This window comes from Acidovorax sp. MR-S7, from assembly GCF_000400995.2.
Classification (GTDB): Bacteria; Pseudomonadota; Gammaproteobacteria; order Burkholderiales; family Burkholderiaceae_C; genus MR-S7.
Map to the genome: position 1 here is coordinate 1 of NZ_DF238941.1, position 7,115 is coordinate 7,115.

The window sequence follows — 7,115 nt, forward strand, 5'->3', positions numbered from 1 at the left end:
TCATGCTGGACGTGCAGGTGCAGAACCAGCGCGGCGAAGTCGTGGCCGTCGGCGAAGCGATGGTCGAAATCCCGCTCGCTAGCTAACGCACCGCTGCCCCCACAGCCCCGCCCCAGAAACCCAGGAGACATCCATGCAGATCCTTAAGAACTACAAGGCGCGGCTGGCCGCAGCGGCGCTTGGCATCCTGTGCGGAGCGGTAGCGCCGCTCGCAGCGCACGCACAGGATTTTCCCACGCAACCAGTGAAGATCGTCGTACCGTTCCCGGCCGGCGGCACCACCGACATCCTCGCGCGACAGATGGCCAAGGAGCTGGGGGAGCGCTGGGGCAAGCCCGTCATCGTTGACAACAAGGCAGGCGGCAGCGGCACCATCTTCTCCGATCAACTGGCGCGTATGCCAGCGGACGGCCACACGCTGATGCTCACGGCCACGCACCACGTGATCAATCCGGGCCTGTACAAGAACCTCAAGTACGACACGCGCACGGACTTCACGCCACTCGCACAGGTCGCGACCGTGCCCAACGTGCTGGTGGTGCATCCGTCTTTTCCACCTAAGTCGGTGCAGCAACTGGTGGCTTACGCCAAGGCCAATCCGGGCAAGGTGAACTTCGGCTCGTCCGGGACAGGCGGAGCTAACCATCTCTCCGGCGAGCTGTTCAAGTTGATGGCGGGCGTAGAAATGGTCCACATACCCTATAAAGGCGCCGCGAACGCCCTCACCGACTTGCTGGGCGGCCAGATTCCCATGATGTTCGACTCGGTGCCTGGCGTGCTGCAGCACATCCAGTCGGGCAAGCTGCTGGCCCTGGGCGTGACGTCGCTCAAGCGCTCACCTGCACTGCCGAACGTTCCGACTATCGATGAGGCCGGTCTGAAAGGCTTCGAGGCCACCGCCTGGTTTGGCCTCTACGCCCCCGGACGCATGGACCCCAAACTGCGCGACAAGCTTGCAGGCGACGTGCGGCAGGTGCTGCAAAGCGCCAACATCCGCTCGCAGTTCGCCGCCCTCGGCGCCGAGCCGGGTTCCATGACGCAAGCCCAGTTCGCTTCGTTCGTCGATGCCGAGCTGACCAAGTGGGTCAAGGTGATCAGCGACGCCAATGTCAAGATCGACTAGGAGCGCTCATGTCTGACACGACGATGGCGCGGCCCGGCGGACCGGGCGCCCTTTCACACCTGCGCGTGCTGGACCTGTCCCGGGTGCTGGCGGGCCCGTGGTGCAGCCAGAACCTCGCCGACATGGGCGCGGACGTGATCAAGGTGGAACGCCCCGGCGCCGGCGACGACACACGGGGCTGGGGCCCGCCTTGGGTCGAGGGCGCGCAGGCGGGAGCCGGCGCGGACTCGACATACTACGCTGCGGCCAACCGCGGCAAGAAGTCGATCACCATGGACATCTCGCGCCCCGAAGGGCAAGAGATGATCCGCAAGTTGGCCGCGGTCAGCGACGTCGTGGTCGAGAACTACAAGGTCGGGGACCTCAAGCGCTACGGTCTTGACTACGCCGCGCTGTCGGCCCTGAATCCGCGCCTGGTCTACTGCTCGATCACCGGTTATGGCCAAGAAGGACCGAGCGCACACAAGCCTGGGTACGACTTCGTCTTCCAGGGCATGGGCGGGCTCATGAGCATCACCGGCGAGCGCGACGACCTGCCGGGCGGGGGGCCGCAGAAGGCAGGCATCGCGATCGCCGACGTTATGACTGGGATGTACGCGACGATAGCGATCCTCTCGGCGCTGCAGCATCGATCGGTGTCGGGCCGCGGCCAGTACATTGACATGGCGCTGCTCGACTGCATCGTGGCCCTCGGCGGCAACCAAGTGACGGGATATTTTGCCAATGAAAAGGTGCCGGGCCGCTACGGCAACGCACACGCCAGCCTCGTGCCCTACCAAGTGTTCGCCGTCGCGGACGGCGAGATCGTCGTGGCGGTCGGCAACGAAGGTCAGTGGCAGCAGTATTGCGTGGCCATCGAGCGGCAAGACCTCGCCGCCGATCCACGCTGGGCAGGGGTCACAGGTCGCATCACCGGTCGGGATGAACTTGTGCCCGAACTAGCCCGCACTATGCTCACTCGCACACGCGCCGAGTGGCTGGAGCGGCTGGAGTCCCGTGGCGTGCCCTGCGGTCCCATCAACAACTACCGGCAGGTCTTCGAGGACGCGCAGGTGCAGCACCGCAAGCTGCGGGTGGACCTGCAGCGCCCGGACGGCAGCATGGTGTCCACGATTGCCAGTCCGCTGCGTCTGCAGGGCACGCCGCCGGTGTACGACCGCGCGCCGCCGACGCTGGGCGACGCGACAGAGGACGTCCTAGGCAGCCTGCTCGGGCTGAGCAGTGAAGAAATCGCGCGCCATCGCGCCAACCGCATTATCTGAATCCTATGAGCCTCAACACGATTGCCGCGGGCGCTTCGCCGCTCGCGCTCTTTCGCGACTACCTTCAGCGCGGGGAACTGGCGTACCAGTTCGACGCCGCCTCCGGCCAGCCGGTGTTCTTTCCACGGGTGATCGCTCCCGGCACCGGCAACGCCGTTGAATGGCGCGTGAGCGGGGGCAAGGGCACCGTTCACGCCGCGACGGTGATCAGCCCGCGCGGCGAGCCGCCGTACAACGTGGTGCTGGTGGACATGGACGAGGGCTTCCGCCTCATGAGCCGCGTCGAGGAGGTGCCCGCCGATGCGGTGCGCATCGGCATGCGCGTGCGCTCGCGCGTCCACCCCCTCGGCGACGGCGCCGCGCCTTACGTCGTCTTCGTGCCGGAGGCTACATGACACGGCATGGCCTGAAACGCGGCGCCTGCGCTATTGCAGGCGTCGCCGAATCCGACCTGGGGGAAGTGGCTGCCGGCCTGTCGCCCCTGGACCTCATGGGGCAGGCGGCGCAGCGCGCCCTGGCCGATGCGGGCCTGTCGCTGCGCGACGTCGATGGCCTGTTCGCCACCACCTCGCAGAGCCGCATGCCGACCTTGGCGCTGGCCGAGTACCTCGGGATCCAGCCGCGCTACCACGACGGCACCAACATCGGGGGCTGCAGCTTTATGTCGATGGTGGCGCACGCACAGGCGGCCATCCAGGCGGGGCTGTGCGAGGTCGCGCTGATTGCCTATGCCAGTACGCAGCGCAGCCTGGGCCGGGCCAATGTTGCGGCGCCCGATGTCAATCCCTACGAGTCGCCTTACCGGCCCCTGTACACAGCGAGCTCGTACGCGCTCGCGGCGTCGCGCCACATGCACGAGTACGGCACCACGCGCGAGCAGCTCGCGCAGGTGGCGGTGGCCGCGCGCGAATGGGCGCTGCTCAATCCGCAGGCGTGGGAGAAGGAGCCGCTGACCGTGGCGGACGTGCTGGGCTCGCGCATGGTCAGCACGCCGCTGACGGTGCGCGACTGCTGCCTGGTGACGGACGGCGGCGGAGCGATCATCGTCACCTCGGCGGAGCGGGCGAAGACGCTCAGGAAGCGTCCGGCCTACGTGCTGGGGGTCGGCGAGGATCTCGGCCACTACAGCATCAGCAACATGCCGGACCTCACCGTGACCGGCGCCGTGCGCTCCGGAGCGGCCGCGTATGCGATGGCAGGATTGAAGCCCGAAGATATCGACATGGTGCAGGTCTACGACGCCTTCACCATCACGACGCTGCTGTTCCTGGAAGACCTGGGTTTCTGCCCCAAGGGCGAGGGCGGCCGCTTCGTCGCGGACGGTGCCATCGCCCCAGGAGGACGGCTTCCCGTCAACACCAGCGGCGGCGGTCTGTCTTATTGCCATCCAGGCATGTTCGGCATCTTCGTGCTGATCGAGGCGGTGCGCCAACTCCGCGGTGAGGCCGGTCGTCGGCAGGTGGCGGGGTGCGACACCGCCATCGCGCACGGCAATGGCGGCACGCTTTCGGCCCAAAGCACGGTCATCCTCGGCACGCAGGCCACGCTCTAGGCGTTGCGCCCTCCCAGGTGCCCAGGTCGAGCTCCGACGCCATCAACCGAAGCTCGGCATTCGAGAGGAACCTGGGAAGTGGAATCAGCTCGTGCGATGGCACGACGGCGATCTTCGTTTTCAATCGCGGCACCGAGACCTTGACCGTCCTCACCGGCATCGACGCTGTTGCCAAGGCGCACGGAAACTTTAAGCGTGCCGAGACATGGCCGCACGAGAGCGGCGTCCGGTACGTCCTTCACAGTAGTGGTGACAAGAAACGCGAGTTAGTCCTGACTGCGCTCGTGTTTCACGTCCGATATAGCGGAACGGTGATGCCCGACGCCCGCGTGGATGGCGAATGGCAGGTGACGCCGGAACCTGCCGTTCGATAGTCAAACCTGACCGGCGGCAATCAGCCTGGATCTGCCATGCCGGAGGTCAGTTCTGCAGTGGGTCCAGTCTTTGGCGGCAGCGCCCTGAACTCACGGTATTAGCCCCTTTCCGGTCATTGCCCGGACGCAGTTGGTTGCGAGTCAACTGCTGATTCGTTGCCAACCGACCTCATTGATTAGCGCACGTGCCAAACCCATGGCCTCGAACATCAGAGCAGCACCTTTGCTCGCGGCATCGAGTGCATGGCGTCGAACCGCGCTGCCCTGCGCGGGCCGCTCAACAGAGCCAGCCCCCTTGCGCCTGGATCGTTGCACTGTTTTTTGGGCTTATGGAAGAGTCGACCGCAACCAAGATCCACGTCAGTCTCACAGGAGCGTTTGGTCATGACCAAATTCCACCCGGAGTGTGAAACTATAGACAGTGCTTTACCCATCCTTTCAGCTTTTTCATGGGCCTCAGGGTCCGGTGATCCTTCGGCGCGTTGGCGTTGCGGACGTTTCCAACGGCGTGGTCATGCCGGGCGCTCTGCCTGCTGAGTGGCAAAGTACGATACTGACCTAGTCGACGCACTAGGGATGGTCTGCACAAAAGCGAGTTGAACGCCGCAACGAGTGGGCCATGAGCATTGCTGGCGTCATTGCTGCTGGTTCACGCCCATTTGACTGCGCAGATGGGCCAGCTGCCGGCGCAGATCAGCGCCGTAAACGCCCATTTAGCGTGCAGCAGACGCACTCATGCCGGCGCTCCCACGAGTTTGCGCTTGGCCATCCACAGATTGGCCAGCGCAAACAGCGTGTGCAACTGCGCCGTGTTCTTGGCCAGGCCCCGGTAGCGCACCTTCACGTGTCCGAACTGGCGCTTGACGACCCTGAGCGGGTGCTCCACCTTGGCCCGGATGCGCGCCTTGATGCGCTCGATCTCGTCGCTCAGGCGCTGCCTCGGGTCGCTCGTGTCCAGTGCCTTGCGCTGGCCCGGGCGCATGGCCACGTTCCAGTTCACCCCGGCCTTGGCATCGGGCCGCTTGTGCGCGCCCTGGTAGCCGGCATCTGCCCAGGCCTCGGTCTCCTGGCCGTGCAGCAGGCTGTTGGCTTCCACCACGTCGTTGACGCTGCCAGCAGTGCCCCGCACCGTGTGCGCCAAGCCCGAGTCGGCGTCCACACCGATGTGGCACTTCATGCCGAAGTACCACTGGTTGCCCTTCTTGCTCTGCTTCATCTCGGGGGTCTCGCTCGCCCGAGGCGTTCTTGGTGGAGCTCGGAGCGGCGATCAGCGTGGCGTCAACCACCGTGCCGCTCTTGAGCAGCAGGCCCTTGGCGCTGAGCAGGTCGTTGACGGTCTGCAGGATCTGTGGGGCGAGCTTGTGTTGCTCCAGCAGATGGCGGAATCTCAGGATGGTGCTCTCGTCGGGCAGCCGGTCGTCCCAGCCACCCAGCCCGGCGAAGTCACGGAACAGCGGCACGTCGTGCAGCGCGTCTTCCATCGCCGGGTCCGACAGGTTGAACCACTGCTGCATGAAGTGGATGCGCAGCATGGGCTCCACCGCAAAGGGCGGTTGGCCCCGGCGGCCTTCGGGCATGTACGGCGACACCAGCGCCACCAGTTCGGCCCACGGCACCACGCGCTCCATCTCGCCGAGAAACTCCCGTCGGCGCGTGCGCTTGTTCGAGTGGCCCAGGCCCAGGCTTTGTTGCTTCATGACCGTGATCGTCTCAGCAGGTCACACGGCGTGCAAGCACAGCGGCCGGGCATTTGTGCAGACCATCCCTAGCCTACCTGACGCTGGGTAGTCCACACGCCAGCGCTTCACATCGACGCGGCGCGGAGTTGTGAGGCGGTACTTTGTAACTCGCTCAAGAACGCACTGATCGCAGCGCTTTCGTTAAACATTCCCGCAGAAAGGCTGACGTTGATCGCGGCAATGGTAGCGCCATCCTTGTCCCGCACGGGCACCGAAAGGCCACAGATGGATTCATCGAGCTCGCGATCTATCCACGCGTAACCTTCAGCACGCGCCTGCTTGATTTTTGCTTCAAGCACATTTGGATCCACCAAGGTGGCGGCCGTGAGCTTTTTAAAGCTCGCATGCGCGAGGTAGGCCTGGAGCTCTTCGTCAGACAGTCCGGCCAATAGCACACGTCCCATCGATACCGCATGGGCTGGCAGCCTGCTTCCGAGCGAGGGGCTCATCGGCAGGATGCGCTTGGCGTGATGCCGCTGGATGTAGACGATGTCCTCACCATCCAGCACTGACAGCGCACACGATTGGCCAATGCTGGCGCACAGCTCTTCGAGAGCCAACTGGGCCTGGCGCCAATACGGCAGCGTCGACAGATAAGACATGCCGAGCCGCAGCACGCGCGGCGTCAGCCAGTACTGCTTGCCATCGGTGCGCACAAAACCGAGATCGATCAGAGTCATTAAAAAACGCCGCACCGCGGTGCGTGGCAGGTCCACACTGCCCGCGACTTCACCCAGCGTCTGACGACTGGCACCAGTCCCCATCACCTCAATCACTTTAAGACCGCGTGCAAAGGTGCGCACAAAGGATTCGCTTTCAGGTGTAGCCATGGTTCTACTGAGTTGACAGCCGGAAAATCCCGGCAAATAATATCCATTAAGCGGATAAATATAACCGCCAAGCGGATATTCTAAATGATCCAGCCGCAATTTTCAACCTTCATACCGCCCATCATGAACGCTCCATCCTTCGAGACCGATTTCTGGAAAGACAACGAGCTGCGCAAGACCTGGGAACAGATCGTTCCTGGTGAACCGCGCAAGACAATCCCGTACACGCTGACGC

Annotated in this window: 7 protein-coding genes; 5 read left to right on the plus strand and 2 right to left on the minus strand. The window is 64.3% G+C overall.

The genetic code is table 11. The features are described from left to right. Positions 1 to 133 precede the first annotated feature (133 nt). The 5 genes from AVS7_RS14450 (at position 134) to AVS7_RS14470 (ending at position 4,311) form a co-directional block, all read left to right on the plus strand. On the plus strand, positions 134 to 1,123 hold the full coding sequence (locus tag AVS7_RS14450) for a tripartite tricarboxylate transporter substrate binding protein (RefSeq protein ID WP_020229128.1): 990 nt from the start codon (positions 134 to 136) through the stop codon (positions 1,121 to 1,123). Positions 1,124 to 1,131: 8 nt separating this feature from the next. Further along, positions 1,132 to 2,385, plus strand: a complete 1,254-nt coding sequence (locus tag AVS7_RS14455; RefSeq protein WP_020229129.1) for a CaiB/BaiF CoA-transferase family protein — start codon at positions 1,132 to 1,134, stop codon at positions 2,383 to 2,385. 5 nt (positions 2,386 to 2,390) lie between these two features. Continuing rightward, a complete protein-coding gene (locus tag AVS7_RS14460; RefSeq protein WP_020229130.1) occupies positions 2,391 to 2,780 on the plus strand; it encodes a Zn-ribbon domain-containing OB-fold protein in 390 nt (129 codons plus the stop codon). Beyond that, complete coding sequence (locus AVS7_RS14465) at positions 2,777 to 3,937, plus strand: acetyl-CoA acetyltransferase (RefSeq protein ID WP_020229131.1); 1,161 nt, start codon at positions 2,777 to 2,779, stop codon at positions 3,935 to 3,937. The genes AVS7_RS14460 and AVS7_RS14465 overlap by 4 nt, the downstream gene beginning before the upstream one ends. A 140-nt stretch (positions 3,938 to 4,077) precedes the next feature. Next, positions 4,078 to 4,311 (plus strand): hypothetical protein, encoded by a 234-nt coding sequence (locus AVS7_RS14470; RefSeq protein ID WP_144425111.1) that lies wholly within the window; start codon positions 4,078 to 4,080, stop codon positions 4,309 to 4,311. Between the two features lie 733 nt (positions 4,312 to 5,044). On the opposite strand, the gene AVS7_RS14475 is transcribed toward AVS7_RS14470, so the two are convergent. Then, a protein-coding gene (locus AVS7_RS14475) for an IS5 family transposase (protein ID WP_144425112.1) occupies positions 5,045 to 6,008 on the minus strand; the annotation gives its coding sequence in 2 pieces (ribosomal slippage) (positions 5,045 to 5,533 and positions 5,535 to 6,008; 963 coding nt in all). A 107-nt stretch (positions 6,009 to 6,115) separates the two neighbouring features. After that, positions 6,116 to 6,880 carry an IclR family transcriptional regulator C-terminal domain-containing protein gene (locus AVS7_RS14480; protein ID WP_024001611.1) on the minus strand — a complete coding sequence of 255 codons (765 nt, stop codon included), beginning with the start codon at positions 6,878 to 6,880 and terminating at the stop codon, positions 6,116 to 6,118. Positions 6,881 to 7,115: the final 235 nt, after the last annotated feature.

Bases quoted from the DNA above. Each gene is read 5' to 3' on its own strand.
- AVS7_RS14460 (WP_020229130.1), top strand. From the start codon at position 2,391: ATGAGCCTCAACACGATTGCCGCGGGCGCTTCGCCGCTCGCGCTCTTT.
- AVS7_RS14465 (WP_020229131.1), top strand. From the start codon at position 2,777: ATGACACGGCATGGCCTGAAACGCGGCGCCTGCGCTATTGCAGGCGTC.
- AVS7_RS14450 (WP_020229128.1), top strand. From the start codon at position 134: ATGCAGATCCTTAAGAACTACAAGGCGCGGCTGGCCGCAGCGGCGCTT.
- AVS7_RS14455 (WP_020229129.1), top strand. From the start codon at position 1,132: ATGTCTGACACGACGATGGCGCGGCCCGGCGGACCGGGCGCCCTTTCA.
- AVS7_RS14480 (WP_024001611.1), bottom strand. From the start codon at position 6,880: ATGGCTACACCTGAAAGCGAATCCTTTGTGCGCACCTTTGCACGCGGT.